The following is a 23,279-nucleotide window of genomic DNA, read 5'->3' as shown; positions in this document are numbered from 1 at the left end:
CGGCCGCTTTGATGTCGCGGTGGGCTTAGGCGCGTAGGCCGTTCGCAACGGAAGGATTGGCAGGCCAGTGCGTTCGCAGGCGTTGCATGTGCCCGTAGGATTGGGGACAGCATGGCGGATCGCCCAACTCAAGGTCGTGCTCACGCTCATAAGTTCCTTTGCTTGGCGCAGTGTGGCAATAGTCGGTGGTGATGACCTATCGCCTCAATGCAAACGTTGTGCCAACTTGGAAGCGTCTTTTCCGTTGTTCTTTCTTATCAACTGCTTACGCGTGCTTCACCGCCAAACATGGCGATCTCAACGGCGCAAAAGCAGCGAAAGTGTTTTTTTCACCGAAAGTTCGGGCCATTTGTGGCTCGAGATTCTTCAACGGTTTGAAAACAAACAAAAAAAATCGGGCCAACTTTGGCCCGGGTGAGCCAATGTTGGCCCGGTCATCCGCGCTCAGACGAATCGCGCCGACCTTTACGCGCCGCCCTTCGGGCAATGGGGTTTAAATGATGATTGATGTCGGCCCTGCGGCAGGCGACTTCTGACACCCTTGGGAGATGCTCTGGGTATGATGCGAATCTCGCCAGGCTGTCAGACACCTTGAGAGAAATGCCCGCCGAGACATCCGGCAGGCCGTTTTCAATTGCGTCAAGAACGCGTCAGAACCTTCCCCGCAGCGTCAGCAGCACGCTGCGCGGCGCGCCGTAGTTGTTGCGGTTCTCCAGATAGCCCGGGTACTCGTAGTAGACCTTGTCGAACAGGTTGTTCACGTTTACCGCAGCAGTCCAATGCGAGGTCAGGTCGTACGCGACGCGCGCGTTCCAGACGCTGTAGGACGGACGCCGCACATTTGAGATCGTGTTGGTCAACGCGCTCTGCCAATTGACGCCTGCACCGAGGCTCAACCGATTCAGGTCCCCCGGCAGACGGTATTCGCTCCACACGCGCAGCATATGCCGCGGCGTTTCCTCGCTGAAGGTCTGGCCTTCACGCTCGGGGTCGCTCAGATACTTGTTGCTGTTGAACGTATAGCCCGCGGCCACTTGCAGGCCCGGCGCCAGTTCGCCGCTCATCTCGGCCTCGAAGCCCTGGCTGCGCACCTTGCCCGCCGCCCGCGAGCAATAGCCGCCATTGCAGACCGGTCCGACCTCGTAATCCTGCACCGCGCGATTCTTCTGGTCGATGCGGTAGACGGCGAACGACGTGTTCAGCCTGCCGTCCATCAACTCGCCCTTGATGCCCACCTCATAGTTGGCGCCCACGATCGGCTTGAGGACGCTGCCGTCCAGCGTGGTGGCGGTTTGCGGCTCGAAGATATCCGCATAGCTGGCATAGGCCGACCACTGCGGCGTCAGCGCGTAGACCAAGCCCAGGAACGGCGTGAACTCCGCGCTGGCTTTCGCGGTGCTCACGTCGCTCCACGTTGCGGCCTGCGTCGTGTAGCGGCTTTCAAACCAACTGAATCGACCGCCGGAGACCAGCGTCAGGTCGTCCGTCAGGCTGCTGCGCAACTGCGCATAGATCCCTTTCTGCACGTGCGGGTCATAGCGGGACAGCCGCTGCGAATCCGGAAAGCTCTCGGGCTTGGGCACATGCGGATCCGGATTGAAGACATCCAGCGGCAGGTAGTTCGACGCGTACTCGATCCGATCGCTGGACTTCAGGCGCGACATGCTCACGCCCACCGTCAGGTCCTGCGCCATGCCCCACGTCGTGAAGCGGCCGTTCACATTGGCATCAAAGCCAAAGTGCTCGGCGGACTTGTCGTAGTTCCAGGCATTGCGCATCGGTCCCATCAACGTCATCGGGTCCACCGCCCCCGTCGCATCCAGTGCCGACGTCAGGCTGCTTTCCTTCACGTAGGTGCCCGCAATGTTCAATCGCCAGTCGCTGTTGAAGCGATGCGTCAGATCGGCGAAGACCTGCGTCTCGTCACGGTCCCATTGGTTCCAGTCCGCGCCCAGAAACGTTGAACGCTTCAGGTCCAGCGAACGACCGTCGCTGTAGCGCGGCAGGCCGCCAAAGAAGGGCGTGGCCCGCACCCGCGACACCAGCACACCCGCGCCCACCGTCGTGCGCGGCGACACGTCGTAGTCCAGCGCAAAGTACAGGTTGGTGTTGCGTTCCTTCACCACGTCGATGAACGAACCCTTGGTGTCGTAGTCCAGCACCGCACGCGCCCGCAGACTGCCGTCCGCGTTCAGCGCGCCGCCCGCATCCAGCATGCCGCCCACGTGATCCCACGAACCGGCACGCGCTTCCATCAGCACCTGCGTCTCGGCCGTAGGCCGCTTGCGCACCAGGTTGACCGATCCGCCCGGCTGGCCCGCGCCTTCCATCAGGCCTTGCGCGCCCCGCAGCACTTCGACGCGATCCAGATACGCCGTGCTGCCCGTGAAACTGTTGCCCACCGCGTAGAAGCTGCGCGACAGCGGCACGCCGTCGTACTGGATGTTCGTGATCTTGAAACCGCGCGAATAGAAGTTGCGGCCGCCGTCGGCCACTTCGCTGATCGTCACGCCCGTCGTGTTCTCCAGCACTTCGCTGATGGTCGACAGGTTCTGGTCGTCCATGCGCCGGCGCGTGATCACCGTGACCGACTGCGGAATGTCCTTGAGCGCCTCTTCCGTCTTGCCGATGGTCGCCGCCCTGGCCGCGTAGGAGTTCGTGTTCTCGGTGGTCGCATTGAAGACGCCCGTCACCAGCACCGGCGCCAGCGTGCTGGCCGCGGACTGCGGCTCGGCCTCGATGCGGATGCCGCCCTCCACATTGACGGCGCGATAGCCCGTGCCCGACAGCAACGCGCGCAGACCGTCGGCCACGCCATACTGGCCATTCAGACCCGCGCTACGCGCGCCGTTCAACTGCGCGGACGAGTACGCCAGCGAAATCCCGGCCTGGCGGGCGAATTCCGCCAGCGTGTCGTTCAACGGTCCCGGCGCGATCGCATAGGCGCGCGCCGCGGCAGCGGGTGCGTTCACGGCAGGCGCCGTCTGGGCGCGCGCAGTCGTCGGGCTGGCGGACAACGCGGCCAGACCGAGCGCCGCCGCCAGCGGCAGCAGAACGGCAAGGGAAGGGGTGGGGCAGGCGCGCAAGCAAGCCCGGGCGCCCGGCGCCGTGGCGGCCGGGTGTCGGTAGGTCTTCACGAAAGGGTTACTCCAATGAGGGTCGGTCCATCTTGGGCAGTGCGCACTGCTTCAAGCGGTATGACGAACGAATTCGCCGATCCCCTCAAATATTTTTTTCCTGGCGTTGTCCATCACGCGCGCGCCCGCACCCGCGTCACGCGTCCGCCCCACCACAAGCGGCCGGATTGCGGTTCGATCGGCAGGATCTGGCGCAGCAGCGCCAACACCTTGTGCGTGTCGTCCAGCTGGAACACGCCGGATACGCTAAGCCGCGCCACGGCGGGGTCGCATTCAATTGCGCCGTGATAGCGCGACAGTTCCTGCAGGAATGCGGCGAGCGGCATGTCCCGCACTGACAGCGCACCTTCGACCCAGGCGCCGCCATCCGTCACGCGGGTATCGGTTGGCCCCGCACTGAATACGTTCTGACGCGTCATCCGCGCGGATTCGCCTGCCTGCAGTGTTTTCGCGGCCTCATCGCCGCCATCGCGCGGCAGCATGGCAACCATGCCTTCATCCACCGACACCTCGCTGGCCTCGTCCCACTGACGCACCCGATAGCGCGTCCCCAACGCCCGCGCCTGACCATCGCGCGTCTCTACAAACAGCGGACGCGACAGCGGGTCGCTGCCGGAGATCAGATAGACCTCGCCGGCCAGCAACGTGATCCTGCGCGCTTGATCGCCATAATGGATGTTGACCGCCGTATCCGTGTTCAGCACCAGCGTGCCGCCGTCCGGCAACACGACCCGCCGCCGCTCGCCGCGCGACGTGGCCACATCCGCCAGCGCATGCTCAACCAGCTGCGCATCGCGCGCCTGCCACGCCATCCAACCACCGGCGGCCAGCACGCCCAGCGACATCAACGCCTTGCGCCGCGAACGCAGCGCCTGCGCCGTTCCCGTTTGCCGAAGAATCCGGGCCGCGGCTTCCGGCGGCATGTCCACTGCGGGTCGCTGCAAACGCGCGCTGAGCGCCTGCAACCGCTCCCAGACGAGCGCATGCGCGGGGCTAGCGCCTAGCCACACATCGAACGCCCGCCACGCCGACGCGTCCGCCGTGTTGTATTGCAGCTTGATGCGCCAACGGATGGCGGCGTCCAGCACCGCCGCATCGCCCGCGCCGTTTGTAGTGGCTTCCGCACCCGCGCCGGGCTTGGCCGACGCCACGCGATCAGCACTCATAGACCAGGCGATAGCAGTGTTGCAGGGCCTGCGCCAGATAGCGCTCCACCGTCGCCACCGACTTGCCCACCTGCCGCGCGATCTGCGGGCAGGTATGGCCTTCCATCTGCGCCAGTAGGAACACCTCGCGCACCTCGGGCTTCAACCGGCCCAGCATCTGCGCGATCTGCTCCAACGACTCCAGGATCAGCAGCCGCGACTCTTCGGACGGCCAATGTTGTTGGGGATACGTCTGCAACACCGCCAGATAGTTGCGCTCGATTTCCTGGCGGCGCCAATGGTCGACCAGAAGGCGGTTGGCGATGGTGCGCAAGTAAGCGCGCGGTTCGCGCAGGGCGGTTTCGGTTTGGGTGGAAGAATTGGCCGAGAGCAGGCGGACAAACGTGTCCTGCGCCAGATCCGCCGCGCGATGCGCGTCGCCAAGCTTCAGGCGCAGCCAGCCATGCAGCCAGGAATGGTGGTCACGGTAAATCGTCGAGATACCGGCGTCGGGACTGGCGCTGGGCTTGGCGGACATCGGACGGGCTTTGTTAATGGGAATGGTTCCCATTATAGGGGCGAAGGCGGAATGGGTCGGATTGGATGATGCGGGGGGCTTCGGGATGGGTTCTTCGCTTTGCGGCCGTCGGTCTGGCGTGAGTTTGATATTTGAGGCCTAAGATGTCGCCCAAGGAGCGAGTATGGCCACCAAGAAAACGACACCATCGCTGAAGCATTCCGCCCGCCGCGTCGCCATGACGCTAAGCGCGACCAGCCTGCTTGCCGCATGCGAACCCTCGCTGCCGCCACCGCCGGCTGGGTCGAAGCTCACCGCTGAAACCATCGCTACACGTGAAGCGCCAGCTGAACATCAGTTCAAGGGTGTGCTCGCGGGAAAGCCTATCCATCTGCTTGCGCACAACTGCAAGGTGTATCGGGTAGATCCAGCCGAAGGCGAGAACGTGAGCTGGACGCTGGTGCTGGAAGGCGATTTCTATCCCTTGCCGACGTCATGCTTGAGTCAATCGCTAACGGAAGAGAAGGGCGGCGTGACGGCGTTCATCGGGCGGCAGGCGCTTGGGGCTGGCGGATGTTGCACGGGAACGCCGAAGTATCGGACAAAGGATGGCGTGACGTGGAAGCCGAATTGAATTCGTGTCACCCCCTTTGCGCTTCGATCGCATGGGCCATGGAGGATGCCTCACATGGCCCCATTCCTCACGTTAGCGCGATGACACCGGACGCCCCCGCGTCATCGCTTCCAGCACGCCATCCCGCCGCACCCAGCCATGAAACAACGCCGCGGCCAGATGCAGCAGCACCGTCGCGAACAGCAGGAAGGCCAGATAGCGATGCGCGCCCCGCAGCCCACTGAACAGCGCCGCATCCGCAGGCGCAATGGGTGGCAACTGCCAACCGGCCGCTACGACCGGATAGCCGCCCGCCGACAGCATCGCCCAGCCGATCAGCGGCATCGCGAACATCAGCGCGTACAGCAGGACGTGCGAGGCCAGCGCCGCGTGACGTTGCCAGGCTGGCAGATCCGCCGGCAACGCAGGCGCGCCCTTGAACACACGCCTGGCCAGCCGAATGCACACCAGCGCCAGCAGCGCCAAGCCCAACGGCTTATGGATCTGCACCAGCCACTGATGCCGCTCTGACACCGACGCCACCATACCCACGCCGATGAACAGCATCGCGAGTATGCCGGCCGCCATCGACCAATGCAGCACGCGTGCGAATAGGCTGAACGTGGCGGGCGGCTGGCGGGTTTGATTAGGCGACGAGATCATTGGGCGCGCTCCGGTTGAGTCGAATGGGATGACGCAGCGGCGGCTTGAGGCGGCCCTTCGCCCGTGCGGCGTTCATAAGAGGCCGCATATGCCGCGGAACGCGCCGCCAGCAGCGGATCGTCGGAAACCGCAATGCCTTGCGGCAACACCGTCGGGTCGTAGTTCACATCGCGACAGGGACCATCGCTTTGCGGTGCGCTGCTGGTTATCACCACGGTGCCGGCGTCGACAGTCGGCCGGTCTGCGGGCCACTGGCGCGTGGCATCGCTGGTGGAATCGCCGGGTTGGCCCAGCGTGAGCAGCAGACGCCAGCGCAACGGTCCTTGCGTCAGGCGCCGTTGCAGATCGGATTGCAGATAGTCCGCATCGTGCCCCGGCTGCGCCAGAGGCGCCGCCGCCGCGTCCAACGGCGCCAACTGCCAGCGCACCGGCTGCCGCTTTCCATTTCCATCGATCAGGTAGAACGCGTTCAGGCCGTAATAGCCTTCGGTGGCGTAGCTGGCCGAAGGCTTGGCGGTCTTGGCCCACGCAAGGAACGCCGCCGCTTCAGGATGCGCCGCGAAGAAGGCCTGCATGCGCTGCGGATCGGGCTTGCCCGTTTTGGGATCGGGCCGGCCGGCAAGCTGCTGATCGTAGAACGCCTGCGGGGTCGACAGCGGAAACACCGGCATGCTGTTCATGCCGGTTCGCCACTGTTCGCCATTGGCCGACGTGAACATCAAGGCAAAGCTGCGGATCGGGACGCTGGAGTCCGACGCGTAAGGATTGCCGCCGGGCAGGGCCAGCCGTCCCACCACCGGCGTACTGCCCGGCGCGAACACCGAAGCGGTGGATAACTCGCGTGCCGCGCCGCTGCTTTCGAAGCGGCCGATTACACAGACGCCTTTAGCGTGGTTGCGGCGAAAGCCCTCGTGAACGCCGCTGTTGGCTTCCAGAGCATTCACCACGCGGTCTGGGGTCAGGCGGTGAGGGTCGAGCCAGCCGCCTACGTAGGCGAATGCGGCGCCGGAGGCGAGGACGATCGCGCCGATTGCGGTGAGGCGAAGAAGGGTTTGAGGGGTGGAGAGCGGCCGGGGCTTCTGGGGCCGGTCTTCCGAGGGCTGGCCAGCTGGTTGCCGTGCACCTGGCGGTTGGCGATTCGGCGGCAGGCGGCCAGGCGGCTGGCTTCCCGGTGGCGTTTGACCCGGCGGCGGGCCGTTGCGGTCAGATCCTTGTTGCATAAGGCTCCTTGCCCATGGGGCGATGAATACCCCTGTAGGACGCCGTGCGAAAAAAGTTATTCCGCGACGGAATAAACCCGCCAGAGCGGCGTCTTACTGCACTGGCCTGTAAGCTGGCTACGCAGGCCTGTCCCAGGAACCCGCCATGATTCAACCGGTCCGCGTGCCGCCCGACGCCCCGGCATCCACTGACGACGAGATGCCAACGGAAGAACTCTCCGACGCCGTGCTGCGCCAACTACTGCCGCGCCTGCGGCGCTTTGCGCTGCGCCTCACGCGCGACGCGGTCGCGGCCGACGACCTGGTGCAATCCACCTTGGAAAGAGCGCTCACCCGCTGGCGCGGCCGCCGTCCGCAAGGCGACGTGCGCGCGTGGCTCTTCACCATCCTGTACCGCCAATTCCTGGACGCCCAACGCCGCTCGCGCCGCTATACGCGGCTGCTGTCGTGGTTTGCCGGGTCCGACGCCGCCGCGCCGTCGGCCGAACGCGAGGTCATCGCGAGATCGTCCCTGGATGTCTTCGAACGCCTGCCCGAGGCGCAGCGCACGCTGCTGTGGCTCGTCAGCGTGGAAGGCATGAGCTACAAGGCCGTCGCCGATGTTTTAGACGTACCGCTGGGCACCGTCATGTCGCGCCTGTCCCGCGCGCGGAGTGCCTTGCGCGAATTGCATGAGGGTCAGGCCGGCGAGGCTCGTCTGAGGATACTGAAATGAAAGAACGCTCTATTGATGATCTGACGCGGAATGCGTATGTGGACGGACAGTTGGATCCGTCGCAATTGCAGGAGCTGCAGGCGTATTTGCGGGCGCATCCTGATGAGGCGCAGGAGCTGGAGGCTTGGCGTCGGGATGCGCAGCGACTGCGGGAAGGGGCTGGCGGGGATGGTTTGCCGGGTAATCCTGCGTTGGATCCTGCTGCGGTGCGTGCGGGACTTAGAGTTCGCACACGGCGGCGGATGGCGATGGCGGCTAGTTTGGCTGTGGCGGTGGCGATTGGCGGCGTCACGGGATGGAGCGCCCGCGATACGGCCTTGGCGAATCGGGTGTTGCCGATGCAGGATGCGATGCAGGCTTATCGGTTGTTTGCGTCAGCGGATGCGCCGCAGCCGGATGTGCGTGCGGATGCTGGGGATTTGCAGGGGTGGTTGGATGAGTACTTTGCTCATGCCGAGCGGTTGCCTAATTTGAGCGATAGCGGGTTTAGGCCTGTTGGTGCGCGATTGTTGGCTACCGATCAGGGGCCGGCGGCGCTTGTTATTTACGACAACGAGGGGCAGCGCGCTACGTTTTATATCCGGCCGCCTGGGCCGGGGGGGCAGTTTTTGGCGCAAGGGAGCCGGAGGGATGGGGAGCTGGTGGCGCGGTATTGGTCGGGCCAGGGGTACAACTATGCGTTGGTGACGGCGGGGGATGGGCACGGTCAGACAGCGCCGATGAGTGAGTCGTGACCCCTGGGAAATCAGGTCCCGGGCTCGGTGTACGTGATCGCCGAAATCGAAAGGCTCGGGCCTGTCGCACACTGCGGCAGGCCCGAGCTTTTTTGACCTTATTGAATCGACGCAGGCGCGTCGTGCGTGGGATCGGCGTAATCGGCGTCTTGTGCGCACGCTCGTGCGGTTTCCAGCATGGCCTCAGTCATGACGCCCATGTGCTCACACAATCCTTCCACGCCGCCTAACAACGCGGCCACAGTCCATGCGTCCAGCGGCTGCGCGCCGGTGGCGTCGGGTTCGGAGGCGCTGTTGCCGACGAGGCGAGCGATCGACGCGATGGCATAGCGGGCGCGGTCGATGTTATAGAGCTGGGAGAGGGGAACCAAGCCAAGTTCGGGATTGGAGTCGACGAACCAGGGGTTTTGGGTAAGGGAGTGCTGCGTCATGGACAATCTCCTATAGCGGCGAACAAACCCGCACCCCACTTCCAAATGGGGAGGACGGGCACGAGTCGAGGTTGGAAGACCGGAGCTATAGGACCCGGCGTGCGCAAGCGCACCCCCGCCAAGGCCCGTCCATAGGGACGTACAGAGACGCGCGGACGCAAATAAGCCGCCTTAGCGGCGGCTGCCCGCCTACAGCTGACCGGCTTCCAAACCGGACTACCGTTGTTGCGGTAGTGGGGGGAGTATACGGCAGGGAGCTAACTGGAAGACCACGAGAATGACCGTTTTAGCTCAGTACGACGCCCAACTCCGATGCCGGCTTCCGACCCGAAGCGGAAGTTCGATTGGCTTGCTCCGATGTCCCGTGGAGGCTGTTATGAGTCATTCGCGATTTCATGTCTGAAATACAGCGACCACGAACACAGGCCATTAAACGCCGGGCTATACGAGGATTTTCGTTTGCCCTCAGAATCGAGAGAAGCCGCACGGGCAAAGGTCTCAAGACTTCATCAATGCGACATACTTTGATTCGGGCGTGCTCCGGTGTTTGGCATGCTGTGCCTCTGTAGAGCGCAGATTCTTAGTTCAGTAATGGGCTTCTGTTCTACGCTGGTGGACTAACTTAGTCAGACTTCTTTTGCGCTCGAGGCTGCTTCACCAATTTGAACCGTTCGTAAAGTTCCTTTGCCGCAGGAGATGGATTCGCGTCCTTGGAGGTTTTGAATAGCTTGTACAGCTTATCGAATCTCGCCCGATCCTTCGCGTAAGACCAGTTCCAGTTGTGCTTATATGGGTTCTTTTCGCTGACGCTCCGTTCAAGCAAGGTGCGAAACATATAGTTGTTCATCGCCTTGGTAAATGACATCAACCAGGAGGCAATGTCTCCCAGCTTTTGCTTGTCAAGCGACAGTGGTTTTTCCAACGCAGCACTGTGCTGCTCAAGGCCCAGCACGATGCCGTTCTGAGTTCCAAGCTTGCCAAACCGATGAACACAGCAATGCCGGAGCTGACAGACCTTCTCATACTCGATTAGCATTGTCTTGATGTTTTCTGGTAGGTTCGGGACATCAAGGAACTTGGTGAAGGCCGATCGGACGTCTTTCTCACTAGCGAAAGAGTAGCCCTCAAGAAGAGCCTCGGCCACGGTATTTTTGTTGTGGTACAGGACAGCCCCGTACGGCACGACATAGCTATGGGCATCCGATTGAGCCTTTGCGTCCGTATTGATGATGGACCGAAGCACAGTCCTGAAAAAGCTCTCTACTGCCGAAACATAGCCAAGCAGAAGCAGTCGCCCAAACTCTGGTGATATAGCTGCTGAAGCAGCCCAAAGCTTGTTGATTTCCTTGCAATTCTCGATGAACACGTCGATCGCGGAGACCGAGTCCTCTACATAAGCACAATTGAAAAGCGCAACCGTACTGACGCATGGTGTGCCAGGAATACCTATCGTCGTGATGGCCGAGTAGTCTGCGGAAATAGTAGTGGTAGCCATAGTTCAGGACAGGAAGTCATCGACAAAAGCGTGCAGAACGTCGGCAATGCGCGCGCTGCGTCTAAGCCCGATTCCGTAGACAGTGCGAAGTTCTGCGGCAGGGTCCTGCATTGCTAAATAGTCCCGAATCGTCCGAAGGCGAGGTAGCTCCTTTTGAATCGTTTGAATCTGCCACTGCGTCAATCCTGGCACTTCTTCGATCGGCACACTCAGACAGTTATCGAACGTGGAGAGCGCGACCAGTTGCGCACCGCAGTTCGTACAAAAGCGCTGTTCGTCACTTACACGCGGGGCTGCGCAAGTTGGGCAGGGAGGTAGAGCAAAGTCAAGCTGATGGATGAGGCTCGCATCGTCTACGTATTTCTCAAGCTTTCGCCGCACTGGATGCTTCGCCCGTTTTCGACGCAATGCCTCGGCAGTGCTCTTCAGTGTCCCTCCGGTATCTCCGCTAGTCAGGGCACGACTCTGAAGCAGCGCCGCGCCGTGCGGGATGTACCGCTGATAGATTCGCTCGGGTGTCCCATGTTTCACTTCCTTGGCGTCAAAGATAAGGCCAGCTTCGATGAGCAACTGAAACATGCGCTTGACAATTGCCGTCAGGTCTTCCTTCGGAACACCGACCAGCAGTTGCACCACGGTCGAGTCTGTGTTCGACGCCTTAATCGCGCGCACCATTCCGTTCAGAACCGTTTCTCCGACCGAGATAAGCTCGCAGAGCTTAGGAACCTTCTTGGCAATGGAGCGAAACTCAGCAAGACGCGCATTTAAATGGGCTTCGACAACCTGATTCAGAGTCTGTTGAGACGTCTTGGCCGGGCGCTCTTTGTAGCCCTGCAACATCGTCAGATACGCGCGCGGGATCCCGAATGCCGCGAAGCGAAGAAGGTCAACGACGTCCGGCGGAATCTGCTCAAAGTCGGGAAAACGACAGCGGGCAATCTGGTCCATGTCTGACCGATACTCGTCCGCCTCGACGGATAGCCAAACAAACACCGCAGTGCTGTCTTGACCAACGTGGAAGCGCGGGCTGTACTCAGTAGTTCCTGGATATACAGATGCCTTGGGTGCGATAGTCGCCGACTTCAGCGCCCTGACAATGTCCAAGAACTCGATAAGGTACGTTGGCGTTAGCGTAAGCGCCGCGTCGTCGAGCAAAAGAACAGTTCGCTTCCTCCCCGTCAACGAGCAAGCAAGGTCCAGCAAAAGTTGGACTCGACTTACCGAAATTTCGCGAGAGAGCGTCGCCTGTTCAGCCGATAGGGGCTGATTCCGCTCGAGAGCCGACACGAGCGTTTCTAGGCTTGCTCGCGACAATCCGACCTTCGATTCCAAGCTTGAAACTAAGGCAGCCTGCTCTGGCTTGTATGAAATGCTCTCGTATGTGGCCAGGACGATAAGCCCCAGCGCCCATGCATGAAATTCGTCCGGAGGAGATGCGCGAGACACGAGAAGCGGCTCAAGGCGATAGTACTTATTGAACGATACGTAGACTGCGAATGGCTTCGAGGCATCGTCTTGGCATGTCAGCCAAGCGTATCGCATCATGTGGGTCTTACCGCACCCACGAGGACCGACGAGAGTCTTGAGCCCCGAGCCGAGTAGTGCTCTCCGAACGCTTTCAAAGAGCTCGCTAGTTGTCGCCGTTTCCTGAACGAGTTTTTCGGTAGGTATGTAGTCCGCGCGCTGTTCAAGCGACGCATCTAGGTCGTCCCTATCGTGGACTGGATTCTGTGCCAATTTCACTCCCTAGATTTCTTAGGCAGGCAGGACAAGGCCCAGCACGTCGGAGCGAGACAAATATTTCGCACCCACGCCATGTGATGCAGCTTTGAGCGCTGCCTTGCCATCATTACTGAGAAGATATGTCAGAAGCGCGTCGCGATGTTCTGGAGCAGAGCGAACCGCAAAGATGCAATCGCTGATAACACACGTTCCGCGCGGTAGAAGGCAGACTTTTTCATGCAGGTTTCTGCCAATCCGAGCAATCAGGATGTCGCCAGCCTTTGCGATTTTGTATGTATCCGGAAGGGCCTTAGTCTTGCCGGCTGATTGAATAAACTTGGCCGGTACCATTGGTACAACTGCGGATTCGCGTATCCCCGGGAAATCACTCAGGTGGAAGACTGGCAGGGGGCACGAGTCAATCTGGCTCGAACTCGTCGTTCCACGTAATAGACCATGGACATAGGCCCCAACACTCTTCCCCATCTGCCGCTTATCGCCCGGGCGAGCCATTGTTGCGCTTAAGGCGTGAAATGCGTAGTCAAGCCTGAGCTTCGCCACATCGGCAGTAACGGAGATAGGAGCGGAGATTTCACCCCCTTCCTTCATCTGGCTGAGCTGAACTTGTTGAGTTTCTCCGCCGCATTTCGACAAAACAAGCAAATACGTCTGCGCCTCAGTTTTAGCAAAAGCACGCCTCGGAAGCTGCACAACAAGTTCAACGTGATGTTCGCGCAACAGCACTTGTCGCACTCCTCGGTACTTCTGACCCGTAATGAGTCCGTCGGGAAGTATTAGCCCCAGCTTCCCTCGCTGACGGAGGAGTCGCAAATTTTGCGCAATGAATAATAGATCTGCGCCGGCATCGTGAACCGTTTGCAGGGCCCCTGATAACCCTGCTTCTTCCAAGATGCGGCCGAAGCTTGACCTCCAGCGAGGACGTACGTACGGGGGGTTGCAAAGCCCAACGTCAACGCTACCAAGCGGAACGCCAATCCTGTCGGCCAACTCGACGTCTAGCGCATCGTAAGCGTGGTGAATGTGGGATGCTTTCGATGTCAGCCGAGCTAAACTGGCGGTTGCCGCCAAGTCTGTGTCCACCGTCACGAAGTTAGCGCTCTTCCACTTTCGCTGAGCCGCGTTGGCGAGAGCGCCCTGTCCTGCCCCCAACTCGAGGACGAGCTTGGGGCGTACACCTGTCATAACATCGACAAGAGTCCGGCTGACCTCTGAGGACGTGTAATAGCGTCCCCACACGTCAGCGTTCGTACTCGGCCGCCTCAGATCCACTTCACGAGCTAGTGACATACTTCTTTTTTAGTATTCATTTTTGAATTTGCAAGGTATGCAGCGTCGAGGATAGTTTGGGCAGTATGTAATTGAGCCTGACTGTGCAACCGATCTGGTAGGCTCACTTTTCAAACCTTGCTCTATATGTATTTCGGCGAACGTGACCGGTTAATTCGGTCAACGATTGGTCCGAGTGCAGGTGGAAGACGTCAACTTGTCCAGCCGATGGCTAAAGCTTGTTCAAGTCTACCTGCAGGCCGGCTTCCTTGAGTTCTTTGCCCAGGGCGTAGCGCCAAGCACCGCGATCGTCGATCTCGATGTAGACAACGCCGTAGTAATCGGACGGAAGCTCGACGCCTTTTTCGTAAAGGACGCAGACTTGCTTACGACCGATCTTGCCCATGAAGTAGCCGAGTTCGAGGATGACGTTCTGACGTGCGCGGTCCTGGAGCGCAGGAGTCGGCGACTTCTTTCCGCCAACGTCATCTGCTGTCATCAGCACGACTGCAAAGTGGACGTTGTCGTAGCGTTCAAGTTTCTCAATGATAGTGTCGCTGCGATTAACTTGCTCACTCAAGATGATGGCTTTCAGGCCGACCTTCTCTATAGCACGTGCTGTCATTTCTCGAATCAGGTCGTTATGCCCATGAACCAAGAACACGGCTTTGTTCGCAGGTTGGAGCACTGCGTCCTCCTCGTGGCCGTACGAGTCGAGGTCTTTGCGGAAAACATTTGTCATCGGCTCAATCTCAAGAATCGGTGTGTTGATCGTCGCCTTGTCGCCGACCTTCGCAAGGATCTGAACCACACGACCAGCGAAGGGAGCGGGAACCTCTAACGTCGCAAGGTCGTTCTCGATCACAAACACTGTGTCCCCGAACAGGAAGAAATCGCCGGGGCGCAGTGGCAGCTCCAACAGAGAAACCTGTCCGCTATCGTCGCCAAGCTCGAATGCAGGACACAACATGATCTGAGTTTGGCCAAGCATCTTTCAATTCCTGGAGCTTTGTGACGTCCGATTCTAGCTGAGGCTGCTGGCTTTCGCATTCAATGTGCCCTCGTGCCGGCAGCAGTCGCCGCTTTGTGCATCGTCAATGTCCTCGACCAAGTCATAAAGCGATCATTCGGCTTAAAGCGTTGAACGACCGGTCTTGGCCGAAAGCTGACTTTGGCTAATAATCGCTTTCTAGACTTCCGCCAACCGCTCCACCGTATCCGGAAACTTCTCTACTAGGCGAATCAATAGCGCCGCCTGCGCGTTTGGTTTTGCGCGGCCCTGCTCCCAATTTTCCACGGTCCGAGGATTTGTACGCAGATAGTGCGCAAACACCTGCCTCGACAACTTCAACCGCTCACGCAACGCCAACAAATCTTCTGCCGTCACTTCAGGCGCAGGCTTGAGTTCAACCTTATGCGTGCGCAGCGTCCGCTTGCCTTCCCGCGCCTCCGCTAGCGCCTCAAATCCTTCCGCAATCTCCGAGTACAAGTCACGCTTCTTCATAGCCTAATCTTCCTTGCGTGTTCGAGCATGCCCTTGAGCGCCTGCTTTGCTCTGGCGGACAGATCCTTCATCTCGTCCTTGTCGAACAGGGTGAACAGCCAAAACTGCGACCCGCCGTCCCACCAGTAGTAGATGACTCTCAGACCGCCGCGCTTACCTTTGCCGCGGCGGGGATCGCCGTGGCGCAGCTTGCGCAGTCCCCCTGTACCCTCAATGACATCACCCGCTGTGGGGTGCTTCATCATTGCGTGTTGCAGGTCGAGAAAGGCGTCGTCATCCAGGTACTCGGCCCGATAGCGCGAGAACGCGGGCAATTCTATGAACAGGGCTTTCATGAATGTACGTAAGTTACGTATAAATAGCAACTGCATTGAGGTTGGCCGTCATGCCTGAAATGGCTGAATGCTCGCAACACACAACCTGCGATACACGTCCTGGCTCAGGGCAGCGGCGATGAGCCGCTCATTGTGGCGAGCCACCCTTCATTGATGAATTCTGTAGACCCAATATCAGACGACGTCACCGCGCTGCCCGCTCAATTCGTCCATTTCTGATGCACGCCCCTGCTTGATACCGATCCAGACCTCGCAACGTTGCCAGCAAATCACGCCTTATTCCCAGCCCGCTTCGCCACCCACACCGTCGCCCCCCCACACCCGGCATCCTCCACCACATGCCGCATCACCTCAAACCCACTCCCCCCCAACAACGCCCGATACTCCTCCCCCTCCAAACTCCCGTGATACAGCTGCCTCCCTTCAAACTCCCCAATCGCCTCGCCCAGCCCCGGCCCGCTCGTAAACATCAACACCGCCCCCGGCGCAGCCAGCCGCCCAAACTCCCCAAACATCCCCCGCTGATCCTCTGGCGATAAATGAAAAAAGCTATGCCAAGCGATCAACCCATGAAACGGCCCCGCGACCGGCATCTGCCGCATATCCCCAGCAACCCACTGATGCCCAGGAAACGCCGCCTTCGCCCGGTTCAATAGCGGCACCGACGTATCCACACCCGTAACCCGGCACCCACGCTCAATCAGATACTGAGCAATCGGCACCCCAAACCCACACCCAATATCCAGCACCCGAGGACTCGCCCCCGGCAGCAGCGCCAGAAACGCATCCAGCCACGCGCGCTCAATCAGTCCCGTTCCACGCAGCCGCACAAACGCGTCGGCATGCTCCCGATAGATCGACACCACGTCATCAGCAGGCGACTTGGACATCTTCAAACTCCCGTAACGGCGACGAAAACCCAGCCCCTTGGCGAGCGAATCACCCGCAAACGCCCGCATCCCCATGGAAGCACTCCCAAGCCTCCGACTCAATATCCTCAATCACCACCCCATCCTCACCCGCGATGGTGAACTGCTCCTGGCTATCCCCAATACTTGCCGCCCCATCCAACCCGAGCAGTAGCGAATACATCGTGTCCCGCAGCGCCAGATCCAAAACGCCACGCACACCCTCAAGCTGCGCCGACGACAACCCCAGCCCCCGCACCTTGGCCGCGACGGCACTTCCGCTGTCCGCCGCCATGAACGTCTCCAACAGTTCACCCCGCAGCGCGTTCCAATTGCCGACAAATTCCTTCGCGTCCATTCGATTCCCTTAACGTGTCACAACCCGCGGCCGCAACCCCAATCCCAACCGCGATCCAATCAACCCAAAAAAACAAGGGCCGCAAATCGCGGCCCCTGCATTCACACCTATCTAAACCTCATCAAGCCTTACGCACCTGCGCAATCAGCGCATCCAGTTGCTTCAACATCGAATCCACTTCCCCAGCCGTCACATTCAGCGCGGGCATGAAGCGCAGCAGGTTCGGACGCGGGGCATTCAGCAGCAGACCTTCCGGCGCCTGATTACGCGCAGCCTCGACAATCGCCGGACCATCATCACGGTCCATCACCAGCGCGCGCAGCAGACCCATGCCGCGTTCGCCCTTCATGCCGTACTTGGCCGAGATGGCCAGCAGGCCTTCGGAGAGTTGCTTGGCGCGGGCGTTGACCGCGTCCATGAAGCCCGGCGCGACCAGCGCGTCGAAGACGGCGACGCCGACGGCGGTGGTCAGGGGGTTGCCGTTATAGGTGCCGCCTTGGTCGCCGTGCTGGAACACGCTGACTTCCTGACGGGCCAGCAGGGCGGCCAGCGGCACGCCGCCGCCGATGCCCTTGGCCAGCGTCATGATGTCGGGGACGACGTCAAAGTGCTGGTAGGCGAACATCTTGCCGGTGCGGCCCATGCCGGTTTGCACTTCGTCGACGATCAGCAGCAGTTGGTTTTCATCGGCCAGCTTGCGCAGGCCTTGCATGAATTCCTTGGTGGCGGGCAGCACGCCGCCTTCGCCTTGGACGGGTTCCAGCATTATGGCGACGGTCTTGTCGTCGATCAGCTTGCGCACGGATTCCAGGTCGTTCAGTTCGGCCTTGGGGAAACCTTCGACCTGCGGGGCGAACATCTTGTCCCAGCCCGGCTTGCCCGATGCGGACATGGTGGCCAGGGTGCGGCCGTGGAAGCCGTGGTTCATGGTGATGATCTTGTAGGCGCCGTTCTTCTTGACCTGGCCCCACTTGCGCGCGAGCTTGATGGCGCCTTCGTTGGCTTCGCCGCCGCTGTTGGCGAAGAAGACGCGGTCAAAGTCGGACGCGCCGGTCAGGCGCTGGGCGAGCTCGATCGAGGGGATGTTGTAGAACGCCGGCGACGGGTTCATCAGCTTTTGCGACTGTTCGACCAGCGCGCGCTGCATTTCGGGCGCGGAATGACCCAGGGTGTTCACCGCCCAGCCCTGCACGAAGTCCAGGTATCGCTTGCCCGCGTGATCCTCCAGCCAGGATCCCTTGCCGCTGACGAACACGAGGTCCGGGCGGGAGGTGATCTCCATGAGGGTGTCGACGTTGAACTGGCTGAATTCCATGGCGGTTCCTGCGGGATGTAAGGACAGGGGATGAGGGAAATTTCGGGGGATTCCCCGGGGGGAAGCGCGAAAAGGCAAATGTAGCACCGACGGGGGGATGCTATCGTGACGCTACCCCTCCGATCTGCCCCGGGCCGGCCTCACAAGGGCTGCCAGCGCGGGCGCTCTATTTTATGCAGGCGATGCGCCCCTCGCGCGCAGTCCGCCGTCGCTTTTTACTGACCAATCATGAAACGTATTCTTTCCAGTCTTGCCGCCGGCCTGGCCTTGGCCGCCGCCATGACGCCCGCCCACGCGGAATTTCCCGACCGTCCCATCCGCCTGATCGTGCCGTTCCCGCCGGGGCAGGCGACCGACATCTTTGCGCGCGCGCTGGCCGAGAAGCTGGGCGCGGCGGTCAAGCAGCCCATCGTGGTGGAGAACCGTGCGGGCGCGGGCAGCAATATCGGGATGGAGCAGGCCACGCGCGCGGCGCCGGACGGTTACACGCTGGTGATCGCGGGTAGCGCGGCGGCGGTGAATCAGACGCTGTACAAGACCATCAACTACAGCCTGACCAAGGACTTTGCGCCGGTGTCGGGCGTGTTCTCGGTGCCGCTGATGTTCCTGGCGACGCCAGCGTCCGGGATTACGTCGCTGCAGCAGTTGGTGACGCAGGCTCGGGCGAATCCGGGTGAGCTGGCGTATGCCAGCGCGGGGATTGGCGGCACGCAGCATTTGTCGGCCGAGATGTTCAAGGCGGCGGCGGATATTGATATTCGCCACATTCCGTACAAGGGCAGCGGTCCGGCGCAGGCGGATTTTCTGGGACATCAGGTGCCGCTGATGGTGGACTCGGTGACGGCGGGGTTGCCACATGTGCAGAGCAAGAAGGCGGTGGCGCTGGCGGTGACGACGGCCAAGCGGTTGCCGCAGTTGCCGAATGTGCCGACCGTGGCGGAATCGGGCTATCCGGGATTTGAGGCGATCGGCTGGGCGGCGGTGTTGGCGCCTAAGGGCACGCCTGCGGAGATTACGAATGCGCTTAGCAAGCAGATCGGGCAGGTGTTGAATACGCCGGAGATGCAGAAGTTCTTCCGGGATCGTGGCGCGGAACCGATGCCGTTGACGCCTGAGGCGACTGGGACGTTTATGGCGGCCGAGGTCGAGAAGTGGGGCAAGGCGGTGAAGCAGTCGGGCGCGCAGGTGGATTGAGCGCGTTCCTGGATTGACGACGCTGCAAGCCGTCCCTGAATCAGGGGCGGCTTTTTTGTTGCCGGTTACTGGACACCGCCCAGATCGCGCGCCGCGATTGGGTGGTTTTTCTGGATGATCCATCCAGCTTCAGGTGGTTTATCGGGCGCGGGCGCTTGCCTAAGCTCGTAGCTCCATCGACACCTGAAGGAGATTTTCCATGGCGGACCATTCGATCAAGGGCAAGGTCGCGATCATTGCGGGCGGGGCGAAGAATCTGGGCGGGCTGATTGCGCGCGATCTGGCCGAGCAGGGCGCCCGCGCGGTGGCGATCCATTACAACAGTGCGGCGTCGAAGGCCGAGGCCGAGGCGACCGTGGCGGCGGTGCAGGCGGCGGGCGCCAAGGCCGTGGCGTTGCAGGGCGACCTGACGACGGCGGCGGCGGTGGAGAAGCTGTTTGCCGATGCGGTGGCGGCCGTGGGCCGGCCGGATATCGCGATCAATACGGTGGGCAAGGTGCTCAAGAAGCCCTTCACCGAGATCAGCGAGGACGAATACGACGAGATGACGGCGGTAAATTCCAAGACGGCGTTTTTCTTTCTGCGCGAGGCGGGCCGGCATGTGAATGACAACGGCAAGGTGTGCACGCTGGTGACGTCGTTGCTGGGCGCCTTCACGCCGTTCTATGCGGCCTACGCGGGCACGAAGGCGCCGGTGGAGCATTACACGCGCGCGGCGGCCAAGGAGTTTGGGGCGCGGGGGATTTCGGTGACGGCGGTGGGGCCGGGGCCGATGGATACGCCGTTCTTCTATCCGGCCGAGGGCGATGATGCCGTGGCGTATCACAAGACCGCGGCGGCGCTGTCGCCGTTCAGCAAGACGGGGCTGACGGATATCGAGGACGTGGTGCCGTTCATCCGCCATCTGGTCAGCGACGGTTGGTGGATTACGGGGCAGACCATCCTTATCAACGGCGGCTACACGACCAAATAGGCGGCAGACCAGGGAGAGCGGCATGCATATGGCGATGGTGATCGGAGGCGGCGCGGTGCTGTTGGGCGTGTTTCTGCTCTTCGGCAAGCTGTGGGGCGGCGACGCGGCGGCGCTGGCGGTGGCGGCCAAGGCGTTCATTCCCGTCTGGCTGGTGGTGGCGCTGGTGAATATGTGGGTGGGCGTGACCCACGCGGGCTACAGCGTGCGCGAGGAATTGCCGATTCTGGCGATCGTGTTTCTGGTGCCGGCGGCGCTGGCTGCCGTGGCGATCTGGCGCAGCGGCTGACGCGGCCTGGGCCCGGCCGGGCAGGCCACCCTCGAACGGGCAATCAGGCTCTCGGAACGGGTCTCCATCAGACCGCCGGATCGGATCCCGATCAGCCCCCAGATTGCGGCTATGCTTTTCATGCATTGCGCGCGCCCACGGCATCGGGATGGCGCGCGCTTACCGTTGCACCGTCCCCCCCCCCGCATCGCCACAGGCCGCTCATGGACCGATTCGACCAGTACCGCGTATTTGCGCAGGTTGCCGAGATGGGCAGTTTCATCAAGGCGGCGCACGCGCTGGACGCGCCCCGCGCGTCGGTGTCCGCCGCCATCCAGCAACTGGAAACCCAGCTTGGCGTGCGGCTGCTGCATCGCACGACCCGGCAGGTGCGGTTGACGGCGGACGGCGAGCAACTGCTGGAACGGGTGCTGCCGCTGCTGGCGGAAGTGGAAGACATCGACCAGTTGTTCCAGGCCAGCGAGCGGGAGGTGTCCGGCCGATTGAGCATCGACGTGCCCAGCCGCGTGGCGCGACGGCTGATCGCGCCGCAGTTGCCGGGCCTGCTGCGCCGGCATCCACGGCTGCAAGTGGTGCTGAGTTCCACCGACCGCGCCATCGATCTGGTGCAGGAAGGCGTGGACTGCGCGGTGCGCATCGGGGCGCTGCATGACAGCAGTCTGGTCGTGCGGCCGTTGGGCAGCATTGCGCTGATCAATTGCGCCAGCCCGGCTTACCTGCGCGAACACGGCGAGCCGATGCAGCCGGAAGATCTGGCCAGCGGACATTGGGCGGTGGGCTATGCGTCGCCGAAGACCGGGCGCGAACTGCCCTGGGAAACGGTGTCGCCCGATGGCGGCGTGCGTCAGGATCCGGTACGCAGCCGGGTGGTGGTGAACAACGCTGAAAGCTATATCGCCTGCTGCCTGGCGGGGCTGGGCCTGATCCAGATTCCACGGTTCGACGTGCAGCATCTGCTGACCGCGGGCGAGCTGGTGGAGGTGATGCCGGCCGCGCGCGCGGCGTCCATGCCGGTGTCGCTGCTGTATCCGCACCGCCGCCAGCGCTCGCGGCGGCTGGCGGTGTTTCATGAGTGGTTCGAAGGGTTGATGGCGGGCTACGTGGACGCCTGAAGCCAAACGTCCAAACCGGTGCCTGCGCGCCCGCCCGCGGCGCATCCGCCGCACCATCGCGGGGCGTCTGCACGACCTTTGCCCGTCGCCGCCCGGCACACACGGGTGGCACGGACTTTGCTTTGACTCTCTTTGTATACCGACTTGGTGTGCAACGCATTGACCCGGCCGGGCAGTGCGGGCCCTGGAGAGTTCCTCATGAAACGCAGATCCCTGTTGCTGTCCCTTTGCGCCGCCGCCACCCTGCTGGCCGCCCCTGTGTCGCACGCCGACGCGCTGGACGATATCGTCAAGGCGGGCGTCATCAAGATCGCCGTGCCGCAGGACTTTCCGCCGTTCGGATCGGTGGGCTCGGACATGAAGCCGCTGGGCTATGACATCGACACGGCCCAGCTCATCGCCAAACAGTTGGGCGTGAAGCTGGAACTGGTGCCGGTCACCAGCGCCAACCGCGTGCCATATCTGCAGACCAAGAAGGTGGATCTGGTGATCTCCAGCATGGGCAAGAATGCCGAGCGCGAGAAGGCTATCGACTTCTCTGACGCCTACGCGCCGTTCTTCAACGGCGTGTTCGGCCCGGCGGACCTGAAGGTGTCGTCCGCCGCGGATTTGGCCGGCAAGACCATCGGCGTGACGCGCGGCGCGGTGGAGGACATCGAGCTGACCAAGATTGCGCCCGAGTCCGCCACGGTCAAGCGGTATGAGGACAACAACGGCACGATCACCGCCTTTCTGTCGGGACAGGTGCCGATGATTGCGACGGGCAACGTGGTGGCCGCGGCGATCCTGGCGCGCAACCCGCCCAAGAAGCCCGAAACGAAATTCCTGATCAAGAACTCGCCGTGCTACATCGGCCTGAACAAGGACGAACCGAAGCTGCGCGCCCGCGTGAACGACATTCTGGCGGCCGCCAAGCAGGACGGCTCGCTGTCGGCGATTTCGCAGAAATGGCTGGGCGCCGCATTGCCCAAGGATCTGTAGCCTGAGCGGCGGCCGTCATGGCTTACCAGTACGACTTCGCCTCGGTGTTCGAGTACACGCCGGTGCTGCTCAAGGGCATCGGCGTGACGATCGAACTGATTGCGTTCGGCGCGGTGGCGGGCGTGGCGATCGGCATCGCGTGCGCGTGGGTGCGCACGCAGGGGCCGGCGTGGCTGCGCGCGCCGGTCACCGCGTATGTCGAGCTGATCCGGAACACGCCGTTTCTGATCCAGCTGTTTTTTGTGTTCTTTGGCCTGCCGTCGCTGGGCATCCAGCTTGGCGAGATGCAGGCGGCGTGCCTGGCGATGGCATTGAACCTGGGCGCCTACAGCACCGAGATCATCCGCGCCGGCATCGACGCCACGCCGCGCGGGCAGTATGAAGCGGGCGCGAGCCTTGCGCTGTCGCGGCTACAGGTGTTCCGGCACATCGTGCTGATGCCTGCGCTGATGCGGATCTGGCCGGCGCTGTCGTCGCAGATCGTGATCGTGATGCTGGGGTCGGCGGTGTGCTCGCAGATCGCGGCCGAGGACCTGACGTTTGCCGCGAACTTTATTCAGTCGCGCAACTTCCGGGCGTTCGAGGTGTATCTCGTGACGACCGGCATCTATCTGGCGCTGGCGGTGCTGCTGCG

General features: G+C 61.8%; 24 protein-coding genes. 9 read left to right on the top strand and 15 right to left on the bottom strand.

Features of this window, described 5'->3' with window-relative positions:
- Window positions 1–650 precede the first annotated feature (650 nt).
- The 3 genes from B2W22_RS24545 to B2W22_RS24535 all read right to left on the bottom strand — a co-directional run bounded on the left by B2W22_RS24545 (window position 651) and on the right by B2W22_RS24535 (window position 4,820).
- Entirely contained in the window at window positions 651–3,137 is a 2,487-nt protein-coding gene (locus B2W22_RS24545) for a TonB-dependent siderophore receptor (protein ID WP_286939883.1), read from the bottom strand.
- A gap of 113 nt (window positions 3,138–3,250) precedes the next feature.
- Window positions 3,251–4,303, bottom strand: a complete 1,053-nt coding sequence (locus tag B2W22_RS24540; RefSeq protein ID WP_286939881.1) for a FecR domain-containing protein — start codon at window positions 4,301–4,303, stop codon at window positions 3,251–3,253.
- Complete coding sequence (locus tag B2W22_RS24535) at window positions 4,293–4,820, bottom strand: sigma-70 family RNA polymerase sigma factor (protein WP_191576225.1); 528 nt, start codon at window positions 4,818–4,820, stop codon at window positions 4,293–4,295. The genes B2W22_RS24540 and B2W22_RS24535 overlap by 11 nt, the downstream gene beginning before the upstream one ends.
- A 163-nt stretch (window positions 4,821–4,983) precedes the next feature.
- Between B2W22_RS24535 and B2W22_RS24530 the strand changes: the two genes are divergently transcribed.
- Complete coding sequence (locus tag B2W22_RS24530) at window positions 4,984–5,433, top strand: hypothetical protein (RefSeq protein ID WP_286939878.1); 450 nt, start codon at window positions 4,984–4,986, stop codon at window positions 5,431–5,433.
- Window positions 5,434–5,505: 72 nt separating this feature from the next.
- On the opposite strand, the gene B2W22_RS24525 is transcribed toward B2W22_RS24530, so the two are convergent.
- Window positions 5,506–6,075: a cytochrome b gene (locus tag B2W22_RS24525; RefSeq protein WP_286939877.1), complete on the bottom strand. Its 570-nt coding sequence runs from the start codon at window positions 6,073–6,075 to the stop codon at window positions 5,506–5,508.
- Window positions 6,072–7,106, bottom strand: coding sequence for a catalase family peroxidase (locus B2W22_RS24520; RefSeq protein WP_286939886.1), 1,035 nt, complete (start codon window positions 7,104–7,106; stop codon window positions 6,072–6,074). The genes B2W22_RS24525 and B2W22_RS24520 overlap by 4 nt, the downstream gene beginning before the upstream one ends.
- Before the next feature lie 388 nt (window positions 7,107–7,494).
- Here B2W22_RS24520 and B2W22_RS24515 point away from each other — a divergent pair, with 388 nt between their 5' ends.
- Both B2W22_RS24515 and B2W22_RS24510 read left to right on the top strand, forming a co-directional pair.
- Window positions 7,495–8,010, top strand: a complete 516-nt coding sequence (locus B2W22_RS24515) for a sigma-70 family RNA polymerase sigma factor (protein ID WP_286939884.1) — start codon at window positions 7,495–7,497, stop codon at window positions 8,008–8,010.
- Window positions 8,007–8,744: an anti-sigma factor family protein gene (locus B2W22_RS24510; protein ID WP_286939875.1), complete on the top strand. Its 738-nt coding sequence runs from the start codon at window positions 8,007–8,009 to the stop codon at window positions 8,742–8,744. The genes B2W22_RS24515 and B2W22_RS24510 overlap by 4 nt, the downstream gene beginning before the upstream one ends.
- Window positions 8,745–8,842: 98 nt before the next feature.
- Here B2W22_RS24510 and B2W22_RS24505 read toward each other — a convergent pair whose 3' ends face one another.
- From B2W22_RS24505 to B2W22_RS24460, 10 genes are all read right to left on the bottom strand, one after another.
- Window positions 8,843–9,175 carry a hypothetical protein gene (locus tag B2W22_RS24505; protein ID WP_286939873.1) on the bottom strand — a complete coding sequence of 111 codons (333 nt, stop codon included), beginning with the start codon at window positions 9,173–9,175 and terminating at the stop codon, window positions 8,843–8,845.
- A 622-nt stretch (window positions 9,176–9,797) separates the two neighbouring features.
- Window positions 9,798–10,670, bottom strand: a complete 873-nt coding sequence (locus B2W22_RS24500) for a hypothetical protein (RefSeq protein ID WP_286939871.1) — start codon at window positions 10,668–10,670, stop codon at window positions 9,798–9,800.
- Window positions 10,671–10,673: 3 nt separating this feature from the next.
- Window positions 10,674–11,618 carry a zinc ribbon domain-containing protein gene (locus B2W22_RS24495; RefSeq protein ID WP_286939869.1) on the bottom strand — a complete coding sequence of 315 codons (945 nt, stop codon included), beginning with the start codon at window positions 11,616–11,618 and terminating at the stop codon, window positions 10,674–10,676.
- A gap of 807 nt (window positions 11,619–12,425) precedes the next feature.
- The gene (locus B2W22_RS24490; protein ID WP_286939867.1) at window positions 12,426–13,700 is read right to left on the bottom strand and encodes an N-6 DNA methylase; all 1,275 of its coding nucleotides are present in this window, start codon (window positions 13,698–13,700) and stop codon (window positions 12,426–12,428) included.
- Window positions 13,701–13,911: 211 nt separating this feature from the next.
- Entirely contained in the window at window positions 13,912–14,670 is a 759-nt protein-coding gene (locus tag B2W22_RS24485; protein WP_286939865.1) for a TIR domain-containing protein, read from the bottom strand.
- Window positions 14,671–14,868: 198 nt separating this feature from the next.
- Entirely contained in the window at window positions 14,869–15,183 is a 315-nt protein-coding gene (locus B2W22_RS24480; RefSeq protein WP_280148288.1) for a helix-turn-helix domain-containing protein, read from the bottom strand.
- Window positions 15,180–15,518: a toxin gene (locus tag B2W22_RS24475; RefSeq protein ID WP_286939863.1), complete on the bottom strand. Its 339-nt coding sequence runs from the start codon at window positions 15,516–15,518 to the stop codon at window positions 15,180–15,182. Before B2W22_RS24475 ends, B2W22_RS24480 begins: the two co-directional genes overlap by 4 nt.
- Window positions 15,519–15,787: 269 nt before the next feature.
- Window positions 15,788–16,408, bottom strand: coding sequence for a class I SAM-dependent DNA methyltransferase (locus B2W22_RS24470; RefSeq protein ID WP_286939862.1), 621 nt, complete (start codon window positions 16,406–16,408; stop codon window positions 15,788–15,790).
- A 49-nt stretch (window positions 16,409–16,457) separates the two neighbouring features.
- Window positions 16,458–16,784, bottom strand: coding sequence for a hypothetical protein (locus B2W22_RS24465; RefSeq protein WP_286939861.1), 327 nt, complete (start codon window positions 16,782–16,784; stop codon window positions 16,458–16,460).
- A 121-nt stretch (window positions 16,785–16,905) separates the two neighbouring features.
- A complete protein-coding gene (locus B2W22_RS24460; RefSeq protein WP_286939860.1) occupies window positions 16,906–18,099 on the bottom strand; it encodes an acetylornithine transaminase in 1,194 nt (397 codons plus the stop codon).
- A gap of 228 nt (window positions 18,100–18,327) precedes the next feature.
- Here B2W22_RS24460 and B2W22_RS24455 point away from each other — a divergent pair, with 228 nt between their 5' ends.
- The 6 genes from B2W22_RS24455 to B2W22_RS24430 all read left to right on the top strand — a co-directional run.
- A complete protein-coding gene (locus B2W22_RS24455) occupies window positions 18,328–19,293 on the top strand; it encodes a Bug family tripartite tricarboxylate transporter substrate binding protein (RefSeq protein ID WP_286939859.1) in 966 nt (321 codons plus the stop codon).
- 199 nt (window positions 19,294–19,492) lie between these two features.
- Window positions 19,493–20,266, top strand: coding sequence for an SDR family oxidoreductase (locus B2W22_RS24450; RefSeq protein ID WP_286939858.1), 774 nt, complete (start codon window positions 19,493–19,495; stop codon window positions 20,264–20,266).
- Between the two features lie 22 nt (window positions 20,267–20,288).
- Window positions 20,289–20,552 carry a hypothetical protein gene (locus tag B2W22_RS24445; RefSeq protein WP_191578340.1) on the top strand — a complete coding sequence of 88 codons (264 nt, stop codon included), beginning with the start codon at window positions 20,289–20,291 and terminating at the stop codon, window positions 20,550–20,552.
- A gap of 203 nt (window positions 20,553–20,755) precedes the next feature.
- Complete coding sequence (locus B2W22_RS24440) at window positions 20,756–21,664, top strand: LysR family transcriptional regulator (protein WP_286939857.1); 909 nt, start codon at window positions 20,756–20,758, stop codon at window positions 21,662–21,664.
- A gap of 198 nt (window positions 21,665–21,862) precedes the next feature.
- A complete protein-coding gene (locus tag B2W22_RS24435; RefSeq protein WP_175185516.1) occupies window positions 21,863–22,645 on the top strand; it encodes a transporter substrate-binding domain-containing protein in 783 nt (260 codons plus the stop codon).
- A 17-nt stretch (window positions 22,646–22,662) separates the two neighbouring features.
- On the top strand, window positions 22,663–23,279 hold a 617-nt coding region (locus B2W22_RS24430), incomplete at its 3' end, for an amino acid ABC transporter permease (protein ID WP_286939856.1).

The sequence above is a fragment of the Achromobacter sp. UBA4530 genome (assembly GCF_002388205.1).
GTDB classification, from domain to species: Bacteria; Pseudomonadota; Gammaproteobacteria; order Burkholderiales; family Burkholderiaceae_B; genus Achromobacter; species Achromobacter animicus.
The sequence above is the reverse complement of the archived record's forward strand: the minus strand, read 5'-3'. Positions and strand labels throughout refer to the sequence as shown.

What these genes read in the sequence shown, in the direction of transcription:
- B2W22_RS24540 (WP_286939881.1), bottom strand. Translation starts at nt 4,303, where the DNA reads ATGAGTGCTGATCGCGTGGCGTCGGCCAAGCCCGGCGCGGGTGCGGAA.
- B2W22_RS24535 (WP_191576225.1), bottom strand. Translation starts at nt 4,820, where the DNA reads ATGTCCGCCAAGCCCAGCGCCAGTCCCGACGCCGGTATCTCGACGATT.
- B2W22_RS24530 (WP_286939878.1), top strand. Translation starts at nt 4,984, where the DNA reads ATGGCCACCAAGAAAACGACACCATCGCTGAAGCATTCCGCCCGCCGC.
- B2W22_RS24525 (WP_286939877.1), bottom strand. Translation starts at nt 6,075, where the DNA reads ATGATCTCGTCGCCTAATCAAACCCGCCAGCCGCCCGCCACGTTCAGC.
- B2W22_RS24515 (WP_286939884.1), top strand. Translation starts at nt 7,495, where the DNA reads ATGCCAACGGAAGAACTCTCCGACGCCGTGCTGCGCCAACTACTGCCG.
- B2W22_RS24510 (WP_286939875.1), top strand. Translation starts at nt 8,007, where the DNA reads ATGAAAGAACGCTCTATTGATGATCTGACGCGGAATGCGTATGTGGAC.
- B2W22_RS24505 (WP_286939873.1), bottom strand. Translation starts at nt 9,175, where the DNA reads ATGACGCAGCACTCCCTTACCCAAAACCCCTGGTTCGTCGACTCCAAT.
- B2W22_RS24500 (WP_286939871.1), bottom strand. Translation starts at nt 10,670, where the DNA reads ATGGCTACCACTACTATTTCCGCAGACTACTCGGCCATCACGACGATA.
- B2W22_RS24495 (WP_286939869.1), bottom strand. Translation starts at nt 11,618, where the DNA reads ATGGACCAGATTGCCCGCTGTCGTTTTCCCGACTTTGAGCAGATTCCG.
- B2W22_RS24490 (WP_286939867.1), bottom strand. Translation starts at nt 13,700, where the DNA reads ATGTCACTAGCTCGTGAAGTGGATCTGAGGCGGCCGAGTACGAACGCT.
- B2W22_RS24485 (WP_286939865.1), bottom strand. Translation starts at nt 14,670, where the DNA reads ATGCTTGGCCAAACTCAGATCATGTTGTGTCCTGCATTCGAGCTTGGC.
- B2W22_RS24480 (WP_280148288.1), bottom strand. Translation starts at nt 15,183, where the DNA reads ATGAAGAAGCGTGACTTGTACTCGGAGATTGCGGAAGGATTTGAGGCG.
- B2W22_RS24475 (WP_286939863.1), bottom strand. Translation starts at nt 15,518, where the DNA reads ATGAAAGCCCTGTTCATAGAATTGCCCGCGTTCTCGCGCTATCGGGCC.
- B2W22_RS24470 (WP_286939862.1), bottom strand. Translation starts at nt 16,408, where the DNA reads ATGTCCAAGTCGCCTGCTGATGACGTGGTGTCGATCTATCGGGAGCAT.
- B2W22_RS24465 (WP_286939861.1), bottom strand. Translation starts at nt 16,784, where the DNA reads ATGGACGCGAAGGAATTTGTCGGCAATTGGAACGCGCTGCGGGGTGAA.
- B2W22_RS24460 (WP_286939860.1), bottom strand. Translation starts at nt 18,099, where the DNA reads ATGGAATTCAGCCAGTTCAACGTCGACACCCTCATGGAGATCACCTCC.
- B2W22_RS24455 (WP_286939859.1), top strand. Translation starts at nt 18,328, where the DNA reads ATGAAACGTATTCTTTCCAGTCTTGCCGCCGGCCTGGCCTTGGCCGCC.
- B2W22_RS24450 (WP_286939858.1), top strand. Translation starts at nt 19,493, where the DNA reads ATGGCGGACCATTCGATCAAGGGCAAGGTCGCGATCATTGCGGGCGGG.
- B2W22_RS24445 (WP_191578340.1), top strand. Translation starts at nt 20,289, where the DNA reads ATGCATATGGCGATGGTGATCGGAGGCGGCGCGGTGCTGTTGGGCGTG.
- B2W22_RS24440 (WP_286939857.1), top strand. Translation starts at nt 20,756, where the DNA reads ATGGACCGATTCGACCAGTACCGCGTATTTGCGCAGGTTGCCGAGATG.
- B2W22_RS24435 (WP_175185516.1), top strand. Translation starts at nt 21,863, where the DNA reads ATGAAACGCAGATCCCTGTTGCTGTCCCTTTGCGCCGCCGCCACCCTG.